At 55.3% G+C, this 19,728-nt stretch carries 15 protein-coding genes; 6 read left to right on the top strand and 9 right to left on the bottom strand.

Features of this window, described 5'->3' with window-relative positions:
* Nucleotides 1-11: 11 nt before the first annotated feature.
* From RHM61_RS09085 to RHM61_RS09065, 5 genes are all read right to left on the bottom strand, one after another.
* A complete protein-coding gene (locus RHM61_RS09085; RefSeq protein WP_322250795.1) occupies nucleotides 12-2,915 on the bottom strand; it encodes a ribonucleoside-diphosphate reductase subunit alpha in 2,904 nt (967 codons plus the stop codon).
* Nucleotides 2,916-3,350: 435 nt separating this feature from the next.
* Entirely contained in the window at nucleotides 3,351-4,712 is a 1,362-nt protein-coding gene (locus RHM61_RS09080) for a sigma-54 dependent transcriptional regulator (protein ID WP_322250794.1), read from the bottom strand.
* Complete coding sequence (locus RHM61_RS09075; RefSeq protein ID WP_322250793.1) at nucleotides 4,709-6,442, bottom strand: sensor histidine kinase; 1,734 nt, start codon at nucleotides 6,440-6,442, stop codon at nucleotides 4,709-4,711. The genes RHM61_RS09080 and RHM61_RS09075 overlap by 4 nt, the downstream gene beginning before the upstream one ends.
* Nucleotides 6,443-6,462: 20 nt before the next feature.
* Nucleotides 6,463-6,711, bottom strand: coding sequence for a PP0621 family protein (locus tag RHM61_RS09070; protein ID WP_322250792.1), 249 nt, complete (start codon nucleotides 6,709-6,711; stop codon nucleotides 6,463-6,465).
* Complete coding sequence (locus RHM61_RS09065) at nucleotides 6,708-7,517, bottom strand: cytochrome C assembly family protein (protein ID WP_322251075.1); 810 nt, start codon at nucleotides 7,515-7,517, stop codon at nucleotides 6,708-6,710. The genes RHM61_RS09070 and RHM61_RS09065 overlap by 4 nt, the downstream gene beginning before the upstream one ends.
* 250 nt (nucleotides 7,518-7,767) lie before the next feature.
* On the opposite strand from RHM61_RS09065, the gene RHM61_RS09060 reads away from it, so the two are divergent.
* From RHM61_RS09060 to RHM61_RS09045, 4 genes are all read left to right on the top strand, one after another.
* Nucleotides 7,768-9,930, top strand: a complete 2,163-nt coding sequence (locus RHM61_RS09060; RefSeq protein WP_322250791.1) for a S46 family peptidase — start codon at nucleotides 7,768-7,770, stop codon at nucleotides 9,928-9,930.
* 137 nt (nucleotides 9,931-10,067) lie between these two features.
* Nucleotides 10,068-11,534 carry a pyridoxal phosphate-dependent decarboxylase family protein gene (locus RHM61_RS09055; RefSeq protein ID WP_322250790.1) on the top strand — a complete coding sequence of 489 codons (1,467 nt, stop codon included), beginning with the start codon at nucleotides 10,068-10,070 and terminating at the stop codon, nucleotides 11,532-11,534.
* Between the two features lie 59 nt (nucleotides 11,535-11,593).
* Nucleotides 11,594-12,847 carry a RimK family alpha-L-glutamate ligase gene (locus tag RHM61_RS09050; protein WP_322250789.1) on the top strand — a complete coding sequence of 418 codons (1,254 nt, stop codon included), beginning with the start codon at nucleotides 11,594-11,596 and terminating at the stop codon, nucleotides 12,845-12,847.
* Nucleotides 12,844-14,391: a hypothetical protein gene (locus RHM61_RS09045; RefSeq protein ID WP_322250788.1), complete on the top strand. Its 1,548-nt coding sequence runs from the start codon at nucleotides 12,844-12,846 to the stop codon at nucleotides 14,389-14,391. Before RHM61_RS09050 ends, RHM61_RS09045 begins: the two co-directional genes overlap by 4 nt.
* Here RHM61_RS09045 and RHM61_RS09040 read toward each other — a convergent pair.
* The 4 genes from RHM61_RS09040 to RHM61_RS09025 form a co-directional block, all read right to left on the bottom strand.
* Nucleotides 14,344-14,718, bottom strand: coding sequence for a flagellar protein FlaG (locus RHM61_RS09040; protein WP_322250787.1), 375 nt, complete (start codon nucleotides 14,716-14,718; stop codon nucleotides 14,344-14,346). The genes RHM61_RS09045 and RHM61_RS09040 overlap by 48 nt on opposite strands.
* Before the next feature lie 96 nt (nucleotides 14,719-14,814).
* Nucleotides 14,815-15,612, bottom strand: a complete 798-nt coding sequence (locus RHM61_RS09035) for an ABC transporter ATP-binding protein (protein ID WP_322250786.1) — start codon at nucleotides 15,610-15,612, stop codon at nucleotides 14,815-14,817.
* Between the two features lies 1 nt (nucleotide 15,613).
* Nucleotides 15,614-16,444 (bottom strand): ABC transporter permease, encoded by an 831-nt coding sequence (locus tag RHM61_RS09030; protein WP_322250785.1) that lies wholly within the window; start codon nucleotides 16,442-16,444, stop codon nucleotides 15,614-15,616.
* On the bottom strand, nucleotides 16,441-17,400 hold the full coding sequence (locus RHM61_RS09025) for an ABC transporter substrate-binding protein (RefSeq protein ID WP_322250784.1): 960 nt from the start codon (nucleotides 17,398-17,400) through the stop codon (nucleotides 16,441-16,443). Before RHM61_RS09025 ends, RHM61_RS09030 begins: the two co-directional genes overlap by 4 nt.
* A 229-nt stretch (nucleotides 17,401-17,629) precedes the next feature.
* Between RHM61_RS09025 and ffh the strand changes: the two genes are divergently transcribed.
* Complete coding sequence (ffh, locus tag RHM61_RS09020) at nucleotides 17,630-18,997, top strand: signal recognition particle protein (protein WP_322250783.1); 1,368 nt, start codon at nucleotides 17,630-17,632, stop codon at nucleotides 18,995-18,997.
* A 246-nt stretch (nucleotides 18,998-19,243) separates the two neighbouring features.
* Entirely contained in the window at nucleotides 19,244-19,618 is a 375-nt protein-coding gene (locus RHM61_RS09015) for an SWIB/MDM2 domain-containing protein (protein WP_322250782.1), read from the top strand.
* Nucleotides 19,619-19,728 lie beyond the last annotated feature (110 nt).

Raw genomic sequence — 19,728 nt, 5'->3', positions numbered from 1 at the left:
TAGCAAAACAATTACTGACAAGCTTCGCATTCTTCGAAACCGCTGTCGCCTGGACGTAACATACAGGCCGGACCATCCGGTTCCGCTGCCGCCGTTACTGCCGGCGCAGCGTGGTAACTGCTGCTGGCACCATCCACGCTAACGGCATTGAGTGCACCGGTTTTCGAGGTCGATTTTTCGGTATGGGTGGCACCGATAGTGCGCAAGTAGTAAGTCGTTTTCAAACCGCGCAACCAAGCCAGCTTATAGGTTTCGTCGAGTTTTTTACCGGAAGCGCCGGCCATGTAAATATTGAGCGACTGGGCCTGATCGATCCACTTCTGGCGACGCGAAGCGGCTTCCACCAACCACGATGGGCTGATTTCAAACGCGGTCGCATACAATTGGCGCAAATCTTCAGGGATGCGGTCGATTCTGGCCAAGCTGCCGTCAAAATACTTGAGATCGGCAATCATGACTTCATCCCACAAGCCACGCACTTTCAAATCGCGCACCAAGTGTTCATTGATCTCGGTGAATTCGCCCGAGAGGTTAGACTTGACATACAAGTTCTGATAAGTTGGCTCGATACAGGCCGAGACGCCGATGATATTCGAAATAGTCGCCGTCGGTGCAATGGCAACGCAGTTCGAATTACGCATGCCATATTGCTTGATGCGATTGCGCACCAGCGACCAATCCATACTCGAAGAAAAATCAACTTCCAGATAGCCACCGCGTTCATCGGCCAATAATTGCAGCGAATCTTGCGGCAGAATGCCACGATCCCACAAGGAACCAGGGTAAGAGCTGTAGGTGCCGCGCTCTTCCGCCAATTCAGTCGAAGCCAAATAAGCGTAGTAGCACACTGCTTCCATCGAGGTGTCGGCGAACTGTACCGCTTCCATCGTGGCGTACGGCACACGCATCATGTGCAGGCAGTCTTGGAAACCCATGATGCCCAAACCAACTGGACGATGACGCAAATTCGAATCACGCGCTTTTTGCACCGCATAGTAGTTGATGTCGATGACGTTATCGAGCATGCGCATGGCAGTACGTATGGTCTTTTGCAGCTTGACGTGATCGAGCTGGCCGTTTTTCATATGCGCCGGCATATTCACGGAACCCAAATTGCAGACCGCGATCTCGCTGTCATTGGTATTGAGCGTGATTTCAGTACACAGGTTGGACGAGTGAACCACGCCGACGTGTTGTTGCGGAGAACGAATATTGCAAGGATCTTTGAACGTGATCCAAGGATGCCCGGTTTCGAACAGCATCGATAGCATCTTGCGCCACAAATCCAAGGCCGGGATTTTTTTCGACAGTTCCAACTCACCGCTGGCGGCTTGCGCTTCGTAAGCGAGGTAGGCGCTTTCGAAGGACTTACCGAATTTATCATGCAAATCCGGCACATCGGAAGGCGAGAACAGAGTCCAGTCGCCTTTTTCCATGACGCGTTTCATGAACAGATCGGGAATCCAGTTCGCCGTATTCATATCATGCGTACGCCGACGGTCATCGCCAGTGTTTTTGCGCAGATCGAGAAATTCCTCGATATCCATATGCCAGGTTTCGAGGTAGGCGCAGACCGCACCCTTGCGCTTGCCACCTTGGTTTACCGCGACCGCCGTGTCATTGACTACTTTCAGGAATGGCACCACACCCTGCGATTTGCCATTGGTACCTTTAATATGGGCACCGAGCGAACGCACCGGTGTCCAGTCGTTACCGAGACCGCCGGCATACTTCGCCAGCAAGGCATTTTCCTTGATCGCATCATAGATACCGCCGAGATCATCGGCCACGGTGGTCAGATAGCAAGACGACAATTGCGAGCGCAAGGTGCCGGCATTGAACAAAGTCGGCGTCGAACTCATGAAGTCGAAGCTAGACAACAAATTATAGAACTCGATGGCACGGCCATTGCGGTCTTGTTCCTCCAATGCCAAGCCCATCGCCACCCGCATGTAAAACGCCTGTGGCATTTCGATGCGGGTACCGCGCATGTGCAGGAAATAACGGTCATACAGGGTTTGCAAACCGATGTAACTGAATTGCAGATCGCGATCAGCGACCAAGGCTTGTGCCAAGCGCGCCAGATCAAACTCGGCCAACTTGGTATCGAGTAATTCGGCAGCAATGCCTTTTTGTATGAATTGCGGAAAATAAGTCAGGTATTCGCCCGCTGCATGCTGTTGAGCAACCTCTTTACCGAACACTTCTTTACGAATCGTATGCAGCAACAGACGCGCCGTCACTTGGCTGTAGGCCGGCTCTTTTTCCATCAATGCGCGCGCGGCCAGAATCGCTGACTTATGCAATTCTTCCACCGGTACACCGTCGTACAGATTTTTCAGGGTTTCCGTCAGTATCGCTTCCGGATCGGCCAATTTATCTAGACCGACGCAGGCTGCCGTGATCAAGGCACGCACTTGTTCGATATCGAGCGCGGCACGTTGGCCATCGATGAGCACATGAATCTGCGGCAATTGCGCTTGCGAAGCTTGCTGCGCCGCGCGCTGCAAGCGGCGTTCTTCCTGGTGCTTGGCACGATACAACACGTAAGAGCGCGCCACATCATGCTCACCCGAACGCATCAAGGCTAATTCGACCTGATCCTGGATATCTTCAATATGGAAGGTGCCACCGCTTGGTTGGCGACGCAACAGCGCCGTCACGACTGCCGCACTCAACTGCTCGACCAATTCGCGCACGCGCGCCGAGGCCGCGCCTTGGCCGCCATTGACGGCTAAAAAGGCCTTGGTCATGGCGATCGCAATTTTCGACGGTTCAAATCCAACCACCGCACCATTGCGTCGTATCACGCGAAATTCGCTGTAACTGCCGCCGGCAGTTGCAGCAGTCGCTACAGCGCTGCCTGCAGCGCCGCTCAATGAAGTAGGAATCGATGTTTCTGTGGAAGGGTGCATTATGCCTCCGGAATCGGTTAGTTCTTGCTGCCTCATATCTGCATCACAGACCAAGGCGGCGCTCGGGGTTAGTTCGGGTATTACGCATCAGTACGGACCGCTGATCACGGGAAAAATCAGGTAGTGTCAGGATGTTGAATTCAATTGAAATCGCCAACAAGTAGGCATGGTTAAACAAGCTGAAACAAAAACCAAACCACTACATGTAGTACACAATTTTCGAATAGCCCTAATTGTAGTACCCAACCCTCCGCCTATGCAACCAATTTTCCGCCCAAGAAAGGAATTATATTTTATTAAAAATTCCTATTTGGTAATTGACTTTCGAGAGCGTCCAGAAAACTCGGGCGCATTGGGTAAGTAAGCGCTAACAAGTCAGGGCAAACGATGGAGAACGATGATTTCGTGGAAGTGTGTTGCTGCCGCTGGCGCGCCTTACTCGTCAATTTTGAGTTTTTGTATTTGATAGCGCAACTGCCGGAAACTGACACCGAGTAAATCGGCCGCTTGAGTGCGGTTATGATTGGTTTGTACCAAGGCGCGGCGTATCATCTCGCGTTCCAAATTGCTTAAAAAATCCGGTAACATGCAGGGTAAAGTCGGCGCACAGAACAGATTTTCCAACCCGGCCGGCGCGACCGTCCGCAACACCAGATCATCGACCTCGATGCAGGCATCATCGGCAAAAGCAATCGCCCGTTCCAGAATATTTTCCAACTCGCGCACATTACCCGGGAATCCGTAGGTGCCCAGGCGCTGTAAGGCCGCAGCGGAAATCGCCACCTCGCTGCCGCCGAACTTACCTAAGATGGCAGCAGCCAATTCGCCCACATCTTCCAGGCGCTCGCGTAAAGGCGGCAGATGCAGCTCGATCACATTGAGACGGTAATACAAATCTTGGCGAAAGCGCCCTTGGGTAACGCAACTGGCCAAATCCTGATGGGTGGCGCTGATGATACGCACATCGACCGCTTCTTCGGCCGTCGCGCCGACCTTACGTATGCTGCGCTGCTGTATCGCGCGTAATAATTTGACTTGCATCGCCAACGGTAAATCGGCCACTTCATCGAGCATCAAGGTGCCGCCGTTAGCCGCTTGAAAAAACCCTTCGCGGTCTTCCGTGGCTCCCGTGAACGCGCCTTTGCGGTAGCCGAAAAATTCTGCTTCCATCAGCATTTCCGGAATCGCACCGCAATTGACGGCGATGAAAGCTTGCGCCGCGCGCGCGCTGCTGCCATGAATTTCTCGCGCTGCCAGTTCCTTGCCGCTGCCCGATTCGCCGGTAATGATGACCGGTGCCATGCTGCGTGCCAGCCGCACGATCTGCGCGCGAACTTGCTGCATGCCGGCCGATTGGCCGATCAAAAATGAAGCGGCAACCGGATTACTTGGTGCCGGCGTCGCTACCGCGGTGTGCAGTTCCAGCGCCGAACGTACCAGCTTGCGCAAATGTTCCAATGCTACCGGTTTGGAGACGTAATCGAAGGCCCCGGCCTTGAGCGCCACAACGGCATTGTCGGCGCTGCCGAAGGCGGTAATCACGGCGATCGGCGTGTTTTTATACAGCGCATTGACCTCATCGACCAATTCCATGCCGTGCCCATCGGGCAAACGCATATCAGTCAATACCAGCGCATAAGTATTTTTGGCCAGAAACACACGCGCCGCGCCGACCGTTGCGGCGCTGTCGACGTCGAGCCCCATCTTGATGAGAGTAATTTCCAGCAGTTCGCGCAGATGCGCCTCATCATCCACCACCAAAATACGCGGGCAGTTTGTGGTGCCAATCATGCTCATGCGTTCATTCCCGAAAAAGTGATGACAAACCGCCCGCTCGGCTCAAGCTTGTCCGAGTCAACCCTGTATTCGTAGTCCAGCAGTGCCTGATTATTGAGACATAATTCACGTGCCATATACAAGCCCAAACCGGTACCCATGCGCGAGGTAGTGTAAAAAGGCTCGAATAAATGCGCCCGTACATCATAGCTGATGGTCGGGCCGTCGTCTTGAATATGTAACTCTTGGCGTCCGCTGGCGTTGACCGTGGCATACAGGCAGATGCTGCCTGGTTTGCCGCTGGCATAGCGTAGCGCATTCGACAACAGATTGGCGACGATCTCGAATAAATGTCCGGGATCAAAATTAACTTGAAAATCCGCCGCGCTGCCGATCTGAACCAAGGCCACCGATACCTGCTTGGTTTCGATGAAATCGTCGACACATTCGCGCACCACTTGCATGAGCCAGTAGGGTGCGACATCATTGCGTGCTTTGCGCGACAACCTCAGTATATCTTCGATCAATTGATTTAAACGTGCCACATTGTCATCGATAATTTTAAGCAAGCGCATGGCCTGCAACTGCGGCGTCGGCAGTTGGGCGATATCCTCGCCGAGCAGTGCCGCAGCATACGAGATCGATGATAAGGGGTTTCTGACTTCATGCGCAATGCTGGCCGTCAGCCGGCCCATCGATGCCAATTTCAATTGCTGTGCCTGATTTTCAATATCCGACACATCCTGCATGAATATAATAATATGGCCAGTGCCGACATCGACACGCTTGCCAAGCTCGGCGACGCCGATGAAGCGTAATTTGAGATGCGTAACAAATTGCACATGCTCGGGGCGCCCGGCCGTGCCAGGCAGAGTCAGACCGGAACGCAGTGAAGCTTTCGCTTCATCCGGGGAACACGAAATCGACACAAAAGATATCCGGCCAGCCGCTCCCGCCATACCTGCAGTTTTGAGATCAGTGAGTGCATCGACCATCGGCCGCAAAGCCGGCACATCGAGCAACTTGACCCCAACCATTTGCTGGTGCAAATTCCCCCCCAGCATGCGCTCGGCAGCCGGATTGATTTCGAACATGGCACCACCCTGATCGAGCACCAAAATACCATCGCCCATATCGGCGATCACCACTCGGTTAATTTCCTGCTGTACTGCCAATTCGGCACCGCGCTGATCGGCCAATTGTTCCTGGCGTATCAAATTACTGGCCAAACGATTGACCACGTAGATAACAGCAAAATATGAAGCGCCGAACAAACCGGCTTGCGACAGCAGATTGCCGTCATCGAATTCAAACGACTGATACAGCGCGACGATCAATAACAGCAGGCTGACGAGGGAACAAAAAAAGAAGGCCCAGACCAAGGGCGATAAGATCGCCACCCCAGCCAGTGGAAATAAAAACAAAATGCTCAAACCGCCTTTGGCACCGCCGGAAGCCAGATACAGCGAAGCGATGACGATAATATCGAGGGCGATCTGACTGAAGAGCTGGATAATGAAATGCCGCGTATGCAGCAATTTGAGGACGGTATAGCCGATACTGCTGAATAAGTAAAAAAAACAGATGTCGCGAGCGGCCATATGAGCAAACGCCCAGACTTCCCGACCGCTGCGCAAATTCAACAAAAACAATAGGCACAATGCTACGATGATGCGCGAGATATTGAGGGTTTGCAGCGAACGCCAGAACGATGGCGTCGGCCGCAAAAACTCCGCCAACAGAGCCGACATGGGCTCAGGCGCGCGCGCTGTCAATGCAGTTCGGCATGCGCCGATGAACAGTAAGTTTCTTGATGACGAAACACGGCTTCCGAAGTCGGCAAATAAATATGGCAATGCGCGCAGCACACCATATCCTCGGCCTCGGCCCCAGCCGCTGGCCGACCGACCGGCGGCGCAGGCGCTGCTTGAACCGGGTCGGCTTCAGGCTTACCACGACCTTTTTTGCGCAACGCTAAAATCACCAGGAAGGCCAAGGCCAACCAAACCAATAATCTCATACCAAACTCCTGTGCAGCAATACTTCCAAAACAAAACGACTTCCCACATACGCCAGCAGCAAACTCAGAAAGCCGGTTAGCGTAAAACTGAGTACAGTCTTACCGCGCCAACCACGCCAGTGCCGACCTGCCAACAGAATAGCAAACAGCAGCCAAGACAATAAGGACAAGATAGTTTTATGGTCCCACTTGAAGGCAACGCCAAGAAATTGCTCGGAAAATACGACGCCGGTCAGTACCGTCAACGTCAGCAAACAAAATCCGAGGAAAATCAAACGAAACAAAATTTTTTCCATGGTCAGCAGCGCCGGCAAGGTATCGATCACCGCAACGAGCCAAACCGGCAGCGGGCGCACGCGCAATTTATGCAAGTGCTTATCTTGCAGGCGCATGATAACGGCGTGAAAGGCGGCGATGGTTAAGGTACTGTAAGCCAGCAAGGCCACCGCTACATGCCAAGGAAACATCCAGGTTTTACCGCTGAGCGAGATCAGTTGTCCGGGGAAAAACACCGGCAAGACGACAAACACGATTGCCGGCGGAAAGATCAGCCACTTCATCGCCACCAAAGAGAAATTACGGTTTTCCAGCAAATACACGGCGACCGTGATCCATAGCGCCGACGACAACATCGCGGCAAAGCCAATGCGCAAGGCGCTGTCGGCAAACACATTCAAAACCAGAGAGCTTCCGTGCAGCAACCACGCGCACAGGCTCAGCCCGAGTACCAAGCGAGGCCGCGAAGCAGGAATGAAAAGCAAGGCCAGATACGATCCGGCAGCCAAAAGCGCTGAATAAATTTGCATCATTCGAGTTTACACTATCTCGGTGTTTTTTTTTGACGTTTGCATCATACTATTGCGCTGCGTAGAGATGGCTTGAGCGTGCGCCGGCTGGCCGCCGTAGCATTCTAGTGATATTTTTTTGAACTTTCCAAGCAAGCTAGTGGTCTCTACCCTTCGCACCAATGAAAAAAGATATATGATTGGCAATGACTTGCTGGCCACAAGCCGGCATCATGCATGCCATGTTGACCCTCCTTACCTTTGGATAATGATGAAAAAGATATTAATTCCTCTGGCCCTGCAAGTCATCAGCAGTGTTGCCCAAGCCGATGAAGGCATGTGGATGCCACAACAATTACCGCAAGTCAGCGCGCAATTGCGCGCCGCCGGTTTGCAGCTCGACCCCGCCACGCTCACCAAGCTGACTGAATTCCCTATGGGTGCCATCGTCAGCCTCGGCGGTTGTTCGGCCTCCTTCGTCTCACCGCAAGGTTTGGTGATCACCAATCATCATTGCGTCTATGGCAGCGTGGCGCACAATTCCACGCCGGCTAACAATTTGCTGGCCAATGGTTTTTTGGCACATCAATTGAGCGAAGAATTGCCAGCCGCGCCGGGCGCACGTATTTTCGTCACCAAAGAAGTTAATAAGGTCAGTAGCAAAGTCATCGATGCGCAGGTCGCCACACTGAGCGGCAAAGCCCGCCTCGATGCCATCGAAAAAAACAGCAAAGCCTTGGTGGCCGCGTGCGAAGCCGATGTTGGCCATCGCTGCACGGTCTACCCTTACTATGGTGGGCTCGACTATTATCTGATCAAGCAGCTGGAAATTCGCGATGTCCGTCTGGTCCATGCGCCGGCCGAAGGCATAGGTAAATTCGGTGGCGACACCGATAACTGGATGTGGCCGCGTCATACCGGCGACTATGGTTTTTATCGCGCCTACGTCAGCAAAGACGGCAAGGCCGCCGACTACAATAAAGACAACGTCCCTTACCTACCGCAGCACTTCCTGAAACTGGCCAAAGACGGCCTCAAAGAAGGCGATTTCGTGATGGCGCTGGGCTACCCGGGCCGCACCAATCGCCATCGCTTACCATCGGAAGTCGCGCATACCTTCAGTTGGAGCTATCCGAGCTATGTCAGTTCCTCGGCCGAAGCACTGGCCATCATCGCGCGCGAAACAGCCAGCGACCCCGATGCCAAGCTCAAGTATGCCAGCCAAGTTGCCGGCATCAATAATTACTATAAAAATCGCCAAGGCATGCTCGAGAGTTATGCCAACAGCGATTTCCTGGCCCGGAAAACCAGCCAACATGAAGCCCTCAAAAGCTGGGTCAACAGCGATGCCACGCGCCGCCAAACCTATGGTGCCGACATCGCCCGGATCGAGCAATTGATCAGCGAACGCGATGCCAGCGAGCAACGCGATTTTTACCTCGATCGCTCATTCCCACGCCTGCTCGCACGCGCGCATGACCTGTACCGCTTGGCCAATGAAAGCCGCCAACCCGACAGCGCACGCAAAGCCGGCTACCAAGTACGCGATTTACCGCGCATCCAAGCCTCGCTCGATGCAATCGAACGCAGCTATGTGGCCAAGGTCGATCAAGCCTTGGTGTTCAATAATTTGAAACACTACGCCGCCGCCCCGGCAGCGCAACACGATGCCGCTTTCGATGCCGCCCTCGGCATCCAAGCCGGTATGTCGGACGCCGCCCTGAGTGCGCGCCTCGATCGCTTGTATGCCGCCAGCGAGCTCAATGACCCGGCACTGCGCCGCGCCTGGCTCACTAAAACGCCGGAACAATTCCGCGCCAGCCACGACCCCTTCATCCAAACCGCCGTGGCCATGTATGCCGGCCATCTCAAACGCGAAGCTGCCGAGGAAGAACTGGCCGGGAAAATTCAGCAAGCCTATGCCAACTACATGCAAGCCAAAATCGCTTACATGGAAAGCCAAGGACAAGCCATTTACCCCGATGCCAACAGCACGCTGCGCGTCACCTTCGGCCGCGTGGCCGGACGCGGCCACGGCGGTGCCGATGGCATGGCTTGGTCGGCCTTCACGACGCTGGCCGGCATCAGCGCCAAAGCCACCGGCAGCGGCGAATTCAATGCCCCGGCCGCGGAATTGGCCGCCATCAAAGCCAAAGACTTTGGCAAGTATGTCGACCCTTACCTGAAAGCAGTACCGGTCGCGTATCTGGCCACGCTCGATATCACCGGCGGCAATTCCGGTTCAGCGGCCTTGAATGCGCGCGGTGAACTGATCGGCCTGGCCTTCGACGGCACGCTCGATTCCATCATCTCCGACTGGGATTACAACCCGGCCAATACACGTTCGATTCAAGTCGATCTGCGTTACATTTTATGGGTCATGAAACATGTCGACCACGCCGATGCGCTGATTCGTGAAATGGGCGCTGAGTAAATAAGTAATTAAGTAATTAAGTAAAAGTACGCCGCCACCGCGCCTGCACCAAGCAGGACGCGGTGGCGGCGTTTTTATATTTGCCCAAGTTCTGCCCGTGGTGCGATAATCAGACATTGACTTTTTACAATGATCAAATGGATACGCTGCCTAAGGCTAGACACACCGACCCGGACTGCTCCACCAGCCTCGATCCGGATGACTGGGGCGCTTTGCGTGCACAAGGCCATCTGATGCTCGATGATATGTTCGATTACCTTGAACACCTACGCACGCGCCCAGTGTGGCAAGCGATTCCGACGGCAGTACGTGCCGGTTTTTCACAAGCACTGCCGACGCAGCCGCACAGCGTGGCCGAGACCCACAGCACATTCATGCACGATATCTTGCCTTACGCGGCAGGGAATACCCATCCCGGTTTCATGGGTTGGGTGCAGGGTGGCGGCACACCGGTCGGCATGTTAGCCGAAATGCTGGCGGCCGGTCTGAATGCCAATCTCGGTGGGCGCGATCAAATGCCGCTCGAAGTGGAGCGCCAAATCGTCCACTGGATGCGCGAATTATTCAGCTTCCCAGCCAGCGCCAGCGGTATTTTCGTCACCGGCACCTCGATGGCGAACCTGATGAGTGTGCTCATCGCCCGTACCACTGCGCTCGGCACCGCCGTCCGCCAAGATGGCTTACATGCGGCAGCGCGCCAGTTGTGCGCGTATACCTCAGTGGAAGCGCATGGTTGCATCGCCCAAGCCATCGATCTGGCCGGTATCGGCAGCCGCTTTTTGCGCCGTATTCCCAGCGATGCCGCGCATCGCATCGATACGGCAGCACTGACTGCCGCCATCGCCGCCGACCGCGCCGCCGGACTGCAACCCTTCCTCATCGTCGGCACCGCCGGCAGTGTTGATGTCGGTGCCATCGACCCCTTGCAGGAACTGGCCGCGATCGCTGCGCGTGAAAAAATCTGGTTTCACATCGACGGTGCCTATGCGGCGCTGGGTATGCTGGCACCGAGTATCGCCCCACTGCTGAGCGGAATACAAAGCGCCGATTCGATCGCCTTTGATTTCCATAAATGGGGTCAAGTACCGTATGACGCCGGCTTCTTGTTAGTTCGTGATGGCGGCATCCACCAAGCCGCCTTCGCCGCACCGGCCGCCTATCTGCGCCGCGAAGTGCGCGGCTTGGCCGGCGGTTCGCCCTGGCCTTGCGACTTCGGCCCCGACCTGTCGCGCGGCTTTCGCGCCCTCAAAACTTGGTTCACCATCCAAGTGTATGGCACAGAAAAGCTCGGCCAGATGATTGCGCATACCTGTGAGCTGGCACAGTACCTGAAACAACAGATCGGCCAATCCAGCGAGTTGGAATTGCTGGCACCGGTCAGCCTCAATATCGTATGTTTTCGCTACCGCTGCCGCGATGCCGATCAGGTCAATCGCGACATCGTCGCCGATTTGCACGAGTCCGGGCTAGCCGCTCCATCGAGCACGACGATACTGGGGCAAGTAGCGATCCGCGCGGCCATCGTCAATCACCGCAGCACGCGGGTCGATATCGATCGGCTGCTCAAGGCGGTACTGGCATTCGGTGCCGCTCGCAGCAACTGATACACGGCGTCTTGACAGCGCTGACCATTGAACACGGCGCATTTTGCATAGGAAATTTAATGAATGACCCAATGACCGACATGGCCGGACAAGCTTTCTCACCCTTGATCGGGGTAGCCCCGCTGCTGCGGCGCGCGTTTGCCAAACAAGATATGCAAGCACTCGGGATGGCGCTGCTCAAGCGTGCCGAAGAACATATCGATGATGCCCATGCTTTGATGGATTGCTCGGTCTATTTGCAAATCACCGGCCACCACGATCTGGCTTTGGCCATGCAAGCCCAAGCCATCAAAACCCAGCCGCTCTATCATTTTCCCGCCACCCAAGACGGCCCCGGTTTGCGCCTGTTGGTGATCATGGGGCCGGGCGATTTGATGGCCAATACGCCGATTGAATTTTTGCTGGAAGAATCCGATGTCAGTTTCGATATTCTCTACCTGACACGTGATGCGGCCTGGCCCGACATCGTTCCCGAGCATGATGTGATGATGGTGGCGATGGCTGAATCAGAAAGCAACCAAGCCTTGCTGGCACAATTGGCACAACTGACCGCCACCTGGCCGCGTCCAGTCATCAATTTACCGCAATACATCGCCAAATTGACGCGCGACGGTGTCTGCGCGACACTCGCCGATTGCGCCGGCATCGATATGCCGCGCACCGTGCGAGCCAAGCGTGCCACTTTGCTATCGCTGGCCGCCAACGAACTCACGCTCAGCCAACTCTTACCCGGCGATGATTTTCCACTCATCATCCGACCACTGGGCTCGCATGCCGGAACCAATCTCGACAAGGTAGACGACCGCGCCCAACTGGCCGGCTATCTGAGCCGCGTCGACGCCGCCGACTTTTACTTATCGCGCTTTGTCGACTATCGCAGCGCCGACGGCTGGTTCCGCAAATACCGCATCGCCCTCATCGAAGGCCGTCCCTTCCTGTGCCACATGGCAGTGTCCAAACATTGGATGATTCACTATCTCAATGCCGGCATGAATGAGGATGGCAATAAGCGCGAGCAAGAAGCCCTGTGCATGGCGCAGTTTGATGAAGACTTCGCCGTCACCCATGCCGCCGCCCTGAAATTGATCGATCAACGCATGGGCTTACCCTACATCGGCATCGATTGCGCCGTCAGCGCCAGCGGCGACTTACTCATCTTTGAAGTCGACAATGCCATGGTGGTGCATGCGATGGATCCGCTCGATATGTACGAGTATAAGCAAGCCGTGATGAAAAAATTATTCCGGGCATTTCGTGCAATGCTGGGTAACGCCAGCCGGCAGCCGGCCCCCAATACCATCGCAATACAGTGAGCACCTTCCCCGACACCGGCACGCTGCTGCATAGCGGTGGTGATGCGCGCATTGTTCCTGACCCGCAAACAGGGCGCAACAAATACGGCTGCAGCAGCAGCCCGAGCAGCGACTTACATGCCTTCGGCTCATCGACGGCCTCGACCATTTCCAGCGCCGGCATGGCAGCGGCGATGGCACTGCGCCAGCGCTGCGCCGAGCAAATCGCCATCAGTGATGAGCCCACCGTGTACCAGCGCGAAGTCAAGCGACTGCGCACGGAACTGTTGAGCTTATGCGGCGTGTCGGACTATCCGGGGGTAGAAATGCTGATCGCCGCCTCCGGCACCGACATCCATTTATTGTTGGCGCAAGCGGTACAGCCAGAGTTGACCGTCATGATAGACTTGGCCGAAACCGGCAGTGGCTTAGCGGCCGCCTTGCAAGGTCAACATTTCAGCGCCGATGCCAGTTGTGCGGCTGGCATGGCCAGCGACCGCGCGGTCAGCGCCTGGCAAGGTCGCCTGCAGACTGTGGCGGCACGCGACGCGGCCGGCAATCCGCGCACCGTAGCAGAGGTCGATGCCGAATTGGAGCAAATTTTAAGCAGCGCCGTTGCGGCCGGACAACGCGTGCTGTTAATTCTGACCGATGTTTGCAAGACCGGCATGATTTTCCCCGCCATCGCCAGCGTGCGCCGTTTTCAGCAAACTTGGCCGCAGCATATCCAAGTACTGGTCGATGCCTGCCAATTTCGCTTGTCGCGCGCCAGTTTGCGCGCCTACCTCGAATTAGATTTCTGCGTCGCGCTGACCGGTTCGAAATTTCTCGCCGGCCCAACTTTCTCCGGTGCCTTACTGATACCACCGGGCCAAGCCGCCAGCTTTCGCGCCCTACCACCCGGCGCGCGCGCCTATTCTTGGGCCGCAGACTGGCCGGCCAACTGGCCAGCCGCGTCCAGCTTGGCACAAGGCAGTAACTTCGGGCTGCTGTTGCGCTGGGAAGCTGCGTTGGCCGAACTACGTCGTTTCGCCGCGCTCGACGATGCCGCTGTCATTCCCTTCCTGCGTCGTTTCCAAGCCGCCGTTTCCAACCGTCTGGCGCAAGACCCGCATTTCGAAGCGCTGGCCAACCCCAATCTCGATCGCCAAGCGCTCGCTACAGCAAGGAGCTGGGATCAAGAGCCGAGTATTTTCCCCTTTGTGCTGTATGCCGTCGCCAACGATGGTCAACGCCGCCCCTTGGCACGCCACGAAACGGCCATCTTGTATCGACGCCTGCAAGGGATTGAAGGGATGGAGGGAATTGCGGAACATACCAGCGCGGCCGATTGCTACACACTTGGTCAACCGGTGTTGTGCGGCCAGCGCGTTGGTGTGCCAGTCAGTGCGCTGCGCTTATGTGTCAGTGCAGCGATGCTGGTCGCCGCGCAAGATCCGCTACCGGCCGAGGCCCTGATCGCGGCCGCCTTGGCGGCGCTCGATCGCTTGGTCAGCTTAATCGACGCGAGTTCACACTCAGGCCGAGGCGCGGATCAAACTGCCGCCGTCAGCCACGCTGCGTGACAGTGCCAGCGCTTCTTTAGATGGAATTTGCAACAACACTTGCTTGGTTTCTTGGTCGACGACTTGCAAGACCATCTTGTCCGATTGCGTATCGACACTGAACTCGATGCGACCAAACTGCGGCTGTGCATTTTTATTCAGGCTCGCGGCTGATTGCTTGAGTGAAGCGGCGTCGCTGGCCGCGCTTTGTGTCGTTGCCGCCGGTGGCGGCGCGGTTGGCGCGACAATGGCTGAGTCAGCGGCCCCATTGCCAGCAGCCAGCTTGCTGGTACTGAATGCGTTCAATGACGTCGAAGCAACAGTACTCGTCAGTTGATCAATCTCCATCATTGGCTCCTTTTGGTCGCGATAGTTTTCTTCATAGTAGCAAGTAAGTGCAAGACTTGCTCACTTTTTTGGCAAAACGAGCAAGCAAGCGCTTCCTTAATCCAGCGCCGCCATCTTCAACTCATCTTGATGATGACGTTGCTGCTCTTCCATGACCAACTGACCCAATTCGCGCTTCAACTGATTGAATTCCGGCGCAGAAGGGTCGCGCAAGCGCGGCAAATCGATCAAGACATCGCGTTTCACGGTACCGGGACGATACGTCATCACAATCACCCGATCCGCCAGATAAATCGCCTCTTCGATGCTGTGCGTGACGAAAATAATGGTTTTCTTCAACTCTACCCAAATACGCAATAATTCATCCTGCAGGTTTCTACGTGTCAAAGCATCGAGAGCACCGAAGGGTTCATCCATCAACATCACCGGCGCATCGAGTGCCAGCACGCGCGCGATCGCGACGCGTTGGCGCATGCCGCCCGACAAATCTTTCGGGAAACGTTGTAAAAAGTCAGACAAGCCGAGCATCGTTGCCAGTTCGGCCACGCGAGCGGCAATCGTGCGCGCAGCTATCCCTTTGATCTCGAGGCCGAAGGCAATATTCTGTGCCACCGTCATCCATGGAAACAAGGCATATTCCTGAAACACCATGCCGCGATCAGGCCCCGGCTCGCTCACCGTGACGCCGTTGACGACGATCTGGCCCGTGCTCGGCAAGGAAAACCCGGCAATCGCATTGAGTAGAGTCGATTTGCCACAGCCCGATGGGCCGAGCAGGCAAACGAACTGACCCGCGGCGATCGTGAGGTTGATGTCACGCAGTGCCACCACGGCCGACTCTGCCGTGCCGAACACCTTGTTGACGGCGGTAATTTGTATCGGAGAGGCTGTCATATTAGTGCTCCAAGCCGCGATGCCAACGCAACAGATAGTTATTGAGTCGATTCACCGCCAAATCAATCGCCAAACCAAGCATGCCTATGCTTAACATCCCAGCAATGATTTTATCGGACCAGAAGTACTCACGTGCTTCCAGAATACGGAAACCGAGACCATTATTGACCGCGATCATTTCTGACACGATCACCACGATAAAAGAGGTGCCGATGCCGATGCGCACGCCGGCCAAAATATACGGCACCGCTGCTGGCAACATCACGCGCAGAAACAGCGTGGCTGGTCCGGCACCAAGATTACGGGCAGCGCGGATATAAATACTGTCAACTTGCCGCACACCGGCAACCGTATTCATCAGCACTGGAAAAAAAGCCCCGATGGCGATGAGAAAAATCGCCGGTGGATTGCCGAGTCCGAACCACAGTATCGATAAAGGGATATACGCAATCGGCGGAATCGGCCTTAGCACCTGCAATAAGGGATTGAGCCAGGCATACACGCGCGCACTCGCGCCCATCCCCAAACCCAGCGGCAGCGCCAGCGCCGCGCCGATGAAAAAGCCCGACAACACGCGCCCCATACTGCCTATGGTGTCGCCGATCAGTTCACCCGACACGGCCCACGCTAACCAGCTCGAGTTCGCCGCGTCGTAGGGCGCGCTCGGGGCGGCATATTCCAGCCATTTCAACAGCACCGCCCAGGGTGACGGTAAGATTTGCGGATTCACCCAGCCTAGCGTGGTAACGCTCTGCCACAGCGCGATCAGCAGCACCGGGACAATCAAGCCGGTCGCCGCGCCGCGCCATTTCTGCCGCACCGCTGCGCTCATTTAACGTTGAGGCTGCGTTTAGCCTGTTCCAGTAAATCGGTCTTGACCCAGTCTTTCGCCAGCGGTGGCTTGAGCATTTTACCGACGCCGTATTTTTGCATCAAATCGGTGGTGATTTGTATATGCTCGGCCGTGATATCGTAAGTGTACGGCGAGTTACCGATGGCATTAACGAAGTCTTCATGACTGACTTGGCCCTTGAACATATTTTCGCGCACGTATTTCTCGGCCAAGGCTGGATTATCGATGAACAACTTGGTCGCCTCAACGAAACAGCGCATGAATTTCTCCGCCGCCGGTCGATGATCTTTGTAAAATTTCTCCGTCATCACCATCGTGCGCACCGGCTCGCCGATCGGCGTATCATACGGTTTGATGATTTCCTGGCCATAGCCCTTGCTCAAGGATTGCGAAGAATACGGTTCCGACTGCATCATCGCATCGATGTTTTTCCCCATCAAAGCTTGGTTCAGATCGGGAAAACCGAGATAAATGATTTGTACATCTTTGCCGGCCTGGTCGGAATACGTCAAACCGGCACCGGCCAATTCGGCCGCCAGCAAAATATCTTGAATGCCGCCGCGCGTAACGCCGACTTTTTTACCCTTTAAATCGTTCACCGTTTTCATACCGAGATCGCTGCGCCCGACTAAACGCACGCCACCTCGGGCAAAACCGGCTACCAAAAAGATCGGCGTACCAGAGGCGCGCGCTGAAATCACCGCTTCCGACGACACCGCCGCGATATCGAGTTCACCGGCAATCACCGCCTGCATCGCATCGAGGCCTTTGGGGAACACCCGTTCATCGACCTTGATACCGCATTTCGGCGCGATTTCTTTGATATATGACACCGCACCATAGTGGGCAAATTTCAGATTACCCAGCCGTATCGTCTCATCGGCTTGGGCGGCACCGGCACAGGCTAGCCATACCAGTAATATTTTTTTAAACATTCACGTCTCCTCTGGGTGTCTGCAGTGGGCTGCAATACGCTGCCGGCGCGCCGATCGCGGCGGGCAAAACATGCTGTGAATATACCTGCTTTCTGCCCGATCGGAATGAAAAATATCACCGCACATCAGACAAAACGGCAATTTATGATCGGCTCGAATCGGTTAAAATGCCGGATACCCGGCCGCTCTGGTCGCTGCATACACTGCATCTTTCACAGAAATTCTCACTATGCTCGATAATCTCACCCAACGTCTCGCCAAAGTGGTCAAGACCATGCGCGGCGAAGCCCGTCTGACCGAATCCAATACCGCCGACATGCTGCGCGAAGTAAGGATGGCACTGCTGGAGGCCGATGTGGCCTTGCCGGCCGTGCGCGAACTGATCGCCCGCGTCAAAGAAAAAGCCCTGGGCGAAGAAGTCATGGCCTCGCTGACACCGGGCCAGGCACTGGTCGGCGTGGTGCAAAAAGAATTGGCGGCCCTGATGGGTGCCGATCTCGGCCCCGAAGCCTCACTGCTGAGCTTTGCCTGTCAACCGCCAGCCATCATCCTGATGGCTGGTTTGCAGGGTGCCGGTAAAACCACCACGGTCGGTAAGCTGGCCAAATACTTGCGCGAGCAAAAAAAGAAAAAAGTCTTGACGGTCTCAGTCGACGTCTACCGTCCAGCCGCGATCGCGCAGCTGCAATCGGTGACCGAACAAGTCGGGGCCGACTTCTTCCCCTCGCAAGCGCAGCAAAAGCCGGTCGATATTGCCTTGGCCGCACTCGATTACGCCAAGAAACACCATCATGAAGTGCTGATCGTCGATACCGCCGGCCGTTTGGGTATCGATGCAGCGATGATGCAAGAAATCGCCGCGGTGCATGCGGCTCTCAATCCCATCGAAACCCTGTTCGTGGTCGATGCCATGCTCGGTCAAGATGCCGTCAATACCGCCAAGGCCTTCAATGATGCCCTGCCGCTGACCGGCGTGGTGCTGACCAAGCTCGATGGTGACGCCCGTGGTGGTGCCGCCCTGTCGGTGCGCTATGTCACCGGCAAGCCGATCAAATTCGTCGGTGTGGCAGAAAAACTCGATGGCCTCGAAGCTTTCGATGCCACCCGCATGGCCAATCGCGTACTCGGCATGGGCGATATTCTGGCCTTGGTAGAATCGGCACAGAAAGGCATGGACGTTGCGGCAGCTCAAAATTTGGCGCACAAGATCAAAGATGGCGGAAAATTTGACCTCAATGATTTCAAGATGCAAATCTCGCAGATGAAAAACATGGGCGGCTTGTCTAACCTGATGGATAAACTGCCGGCACAAATGCAGCAAGCGGCTGCCGGTGCCAATATGGACAATGCCGAGAAACAAGTGCGCCGTATGGAAGGAATGATCAATTCCATGACCGCACTCGAGCGCGCCAAACCGGAATTGATCAAAGCTTCGCGCAAGCGCCGCATCGCCACCGGTGCGGGAGTACAGATCCAGGAAGTCAATCGTATGCTCAATCAATTCGAGCAAATGCAAACGATGATGAAAAAATTGCGCGGCGGCGGGATGATGAAAATGTTGCGCGGAATGAAGGGCATGATGCCCGGAAAACGCTGAATTTCAGCGCACAGCAAGAGCGATAAAAAATGCCGGAGCGCAGAGATTCCCCCTCTGATCCGGCATTTTTTTGGTCTGGAATCCAACGAAGCGCAAATTCAGGGGCTTTTTCTGTAAAAACTGGCAAAAAACACTTGCATGACTGTAAAAACCCCACCACTATTAGCGATGCGTGAAGTGACGCAATGCAGGAGCTTTTCAAAATGATCAAAGCTCCGTCCACGAAATTTGTGAAGGAGGCTATTTATGGCAACAGCACCAAAGACCCAGGCAGCAAAACCAGCAGCAGCAAAAAAACCTGTCGCAGCAAAAGCAACAACTGCAGCCGCAGCAGCACCTAAGAAAGCCGCTGCAAAACCGGCAGCCGAACGCAAGCCGAATGCCGCGTTCATGAAGCCGATGACGATTTCCCCAACTCTGGCAGCAGTCATCGGTGCCGCACCGATTCCGCGTACTGAAGTAACCAAAAAAGTATGGGAATACATCAAGAAGCACAACCTGCAAGATGCTGCAAACAAACGCAACATCAACGCCGATGACAAGCTGAAAGCCGTTTTTGATGGCAAGCCGCAAGTCTCGATGTTCGAAATGACTAAACTCATTTCCGGCCACCTGTCCTGATTGTTTCTATACCAGGCAGCACGTGAGCTTGGGAGCGTTAACGGGAAGCTGTACTCCCGCCCCAAACAAAAATGCCCGCATCGCGCGTAATGCCGTTCAGTTAAGACTGA

It is taken from the genome of Undibacterium sp. CCC3.4, assembly GCF_034347425.1.
Classification (GTDB): Bacteria; Pseudomonadota; Gammaproteobacteria; order Burkholderiales; family Burkholderiaceae_D; genus Undibacterium.
The sequence above is the reverse complement of the archived record's forward strand: the minus strand, read 5'-3'. Positions and strand labels throughout refer to the sequence as shown.

What these genes read in the sequence shown, in the direction of transcription:
- RHM61_RS09080 (WP_322250794.1), bottom strand. Translation starts at nt 4,712, where the DNA reads ATGAGCATGATTGGCACCACAAACTGCCCGCGTATTTTGGTGGTGGAT.
- RHM61_RS09035 (WP_322250786.1), bottom strand. Translation starts at nt 15,612, where the DNA reads ATGACAGCCTCTCCGATACAAATTACCGCCGTCAACAAGGTGTTCGGC.
- RHM61_RS09060 (WP_322250791.1), top strand. Translation starts at nt 7,768, where the DNA reads ATGAAAAAGATATTAATTCCTCTGGCCCTGCAAGTCATCAGCAGTGTT.
- RHM61_RS09040 (WP_322250787.1), bottom strand. Translation starts at nt 14,718, where the DNA reads ATGGAGATTGATCAACTGACGAGTACTGTTGCTTCGACGTCATTGAAC.
- RHM61_RS09070 (WP_322250792.1), bottom strand. Translation starts at nt 6,711, where the DNA reads ATGAGATTATTGGTTTGGTTGGCCTTGGCCTTCCTGGTGATTTTAGCG.
- ffh (WP_322250783.1), top strand. Translation starts at nt 17,630, where the DNA reads ATGCTCGATAATCTCACCCAACGTCTCGCCAAAGTGGTCAAGACCATG.
- RHM61_RS09025 (WP_322250784.1), bottom strand. Translation starts at nt 17,400, where the DNA reads ATGTTTAAAAAAATATTACTGGTATGGCTAGCCTGTGCCGGTGCCGCC.
- RHM61_RS09075 (WP_322250793.1), bottom strand. Translation starts at nt 6,442, where the DNA reads ATGTCGGCTCTGTTGGCGGAGTTTTTGCGGCCGACGCCATCGTTCTGG.
- RHM61_RS09050 (WP_322250789.1), top strand. Translation starts at nt 11,594, where the DNA reads ATGAATGACCCAATGACCGACATGGCCGGACAAGCTTTCTCACCCTTG.
- RHM61_RS09030 (WP_322250785.1), bottom strand. Translation starts at nt 16,444, where the DNA reads ATGAGCGCAGCGGTGCGGCAGAAATGGCGCGGCGCGGCGACCGGCTTG.
- RHM61_RS09085 (WP_322250795.1), bottom strand. Translation starts at nt 2,915, where the DNA reads ATGCACCCTTCCACAGAAACATCGATTCCTACTTCATTGAGCGGCGCT.
- RHM61_RS09015 (WP_322250782.1), top strand. Translation starts at nt 19,244, where the DNA reads ATGGCAACAGCACCAAAGACCCAGGCAGCAAAACCAGCAGCAGCAAAA.
- RHM61_RS09065 (WP_322251075.1), bottom strand. Translation starts at nt 7,517, where the DNA reads ATGCAAATTTATTCAGCGCTTTTGGCTGCCGGATCGTATCTGGCCTTG.
- RHM61_RS09055 (WP_322250790.1), top strand. Translation starts at nt 10,068, where the DNA reads ATGGATACGCTGCCTAAGGCTAGACACACCGACCCGGACTGCTCCACC.